Source organism: Hymenobacter agri (assembly GCF_054778495.1).
Genome location: NZ_BAAGZM010000610.1, coordinates 1 through 2522 on the forward strand (window position 1 = coordinate 1; position 2522 = coordinate 2522).

The following is a 2522-nucleotide window of genomic DNA, read 5'->3' on the forward strand; positions in this document are numbered from 1 at the left end:
GGGGCCGGTGGGCTGCTGGGCGCAGGCGGCCAGCGCAAGCAGGCACAGGCCGGCGGCGAGCAGCAGCAAACGGAGGGATTTTGGTTTCATAGCAGGTTCATAGCAAGAGTGTTTGCTATAAAACTAGCCATTAAATAGATTATTCCATATGCTTATCACAAACTGCGCTTGGTCGCCGATGCGGTGGGAGGCCGTAATTTTCGGGCATGAACAAGCTCTTTCTTAGCGCGCTGGCCTTGCTCCCACTCGCGGCGGCCGCCCAAACTACTCCCCCCTCGTCCGGGCTCACGCCCGAAAAGCTCTGGCAGCTCGGCCGCCTGGGCGAAATGCAGGTGTCGCCCGATGGCAAAACCGTGGCCTACACCGTGACGCGCTACAGCATTGCCGATAACAAGGGCAACGCCGACATCTGGACGGTGCCCGTAGCCGGCGGCACTCCCAAACGCCTCACCGACACGCCCGGCTCGGAAAACACCCTGAACTGGCGGCCCGACGGCAAGCTCACCTTTATATCAGGCGAAAGCGGCACCGACCAGCTCTACGTGATGAGCGCCGACGGCTCGGGCAAGACCAAGCTCAGCGACTTCCCCGACCAGGGCCTGAGCAACCTGAAGTACGCGCCCAAAGCCAATTTCATGCTCTACACGCAGGATGTGAAGGTGACGCCCGATACCAAGGACCTGTTCCCGGACCTTCCCAAGGCCGATGCCAAAATCATTGACGACCTGAACTACCGCCACTGGAACGTGTGGGACGACCACCTCGCCAGCCACGTGTTCTTCCAGCCCATCAACGCCGACGGCAAGCCCGAAGGCTACGGCAAAGACCTGATGCCCGGCGAGAAATTCGACTCGCCGCTGATGCCCGACGGCGGCGCCGAGCAACTGGCCTTTTCGCCCGATGGCTACCGCATTGCCTACACCAGCCGCAAGCTCACGGGCAAGGCCGAGGCCGAAAGCACCAACTCGGATATCTACCTATACGACATTCATAACCAGCAAACCCAGAACCTGAGCGAGGGCCTGGGCGGCTACGACACCGAGCCCGCTTTTTCGCCCGACGGCAAGCAGGTGGCCTGGCTGAGCATGGCCACGCCCGGCTTTGAGAGCGACCGCAACGGCATTGTGGTGTATGATTTCGCCAGCAAAAAGCGCGTCGATATCACCAAGGGCTCGGAGTTGAGCGCGGCCAACGTGCGCTGGAGCGCCGATGGCAAAACCCTCTACTTCGTGGCCGTGGTAGAAGGCACCGAGCAAATATTTTCGCTGCCCGCGAAGGGCGGCAAAATCCGCCAGATTACCACCGGCGCGCAGAACTACAACGCATTTGAGCTAGTCGGAAAAGACCAGGCCGTGGCCAACCGCACCACCCTTTCGGCCTTCGCCGACATGGTACGCCTCGACCTGAAAACGGGCAAGGAAACTCCGCTCACCACCATCAACCAGCAGGAGCTGGCCGGCATTAAAATGGGCAAGGTGGAGGACCGCCGCGTGACGACCACCGACGGCAAGCAGATGCAGGTGTACGTGATTTACCCACCCGATTTCGACCCCGCCAAGAAGTACCCAACGCTGCTCTATTGCCAGGGCGGCCCGCAAAGCCCCATCACCCAGAGCCAGAGCTACCGCTGGAATTTCCAGCTGATGGCGGCCAACGGCTACATTGTGGTGGCCCCCAACCGGCGCGGCCTGCCCGGCTTTGGCCGGCAGTGGAACGACGCCATTTCGGGCGACTGGGGCGGGCAGCCCATCCGCGACTACCTCTCGGCGATTGATGCCGTGAGCAAGGAGCAGTATGTGGACAAGGACCGGCGCGGCTGCGTGGGCGCCAGCTACGGCGGCTACTCGGTGTACTACCTGGCCGGCCACCACGAGGGCCGTTTCAAGACGTTTATTGCCCACGATGGCCTGTTCAACCTCACCAGCTGGTACCCCAGCACCGAGGAAATGTTCTTTGCCAAGCACGACATGGGCGGTGCGCCCTGGGACGTGCCCCAGGCCAAATCTTATACCGAGTTCAACCCCCAGCAGTTCGTGGGCAAGTGGGACACGCCCATTCTGGTCATCACCGGCGGCAAGGATTTCCGGGTGCCCGAGGGGCAGGCGATGGAGGCCTTTGGCACGGCGCAGCTGCGTGGCATTCCGAGCCGCTTCCTGTACCTGCCCAACGAGGGGCACTGGGTGCTGAAGCCGCAAAACGCCATTCTGTGGCAGCGCGTGTTTTTCGACTGGCTGGGCCGCACGCTGAAGCCCGATGGGCAGGCGGGCAAGTAGGCGACGCCGCGATTTGACGATGCAGCAAAAAGGCTCACCCGTAATAGGTGAGCCTTTTTGCTACGCTTATTTGGCCAGCACGTCGGTTATTTTGCTGATGTCGGTGCTGACTTTTTGCAAAAACGTGAGTTGGTCGAGCAGCGACCGGTCATCGGCGAGCGTGGGGACGTTGGGTTCGGCGGGGCCGAGCTCCGGCAGCGGCTCGGGGGCCGGGCCGATGCGGGCCAGGCTTTTGCTGAGGGCAGCCGC

The 2522-nt window shown here is 62.0% G+C and carries 2 protein-coding genes; one reads left to right on the top strand and one right to left on the bottom strand.

The window, feature by feature from the left end:
- The first annotated feature begins 206 nt into the window (after window positions 1-206).
- On the top strand, window positions 207-2273 hold the full coding sequence (locus ACYVDE_RS20080; RefSeq protein WP_460503314.1) for an alpha/beta hydrolase family protein: 2067 nt from the start codon (window positions 207-209) through the stop codon (window positions 2271-2273).
- Window positions 2274-2339: 66 nt separating this feature from the next.
- On the opposite strand, the gene ACYVDE_RS20085 is transcribed toward ACYVDE_RS20080, so the two are convergent.
- A partial coding sequence (locus ACYVDE_RS20085; protein WP_460503315.1) for a hypothetical protein occupies window positions 2340-2522 on the bottom strand: 183 nt, incomplete at its 5' end.

What these genes read in the sequence shown, in the direction of transcription:
- ACYVDE_RS20080 (WP_460503314.1), top strand. Translation starts at nt 207, where the DNA reads ATGAACAAGCTCTTTCTTAGCGCGCTGGCCTTGCTCCCACTCGCGGCG.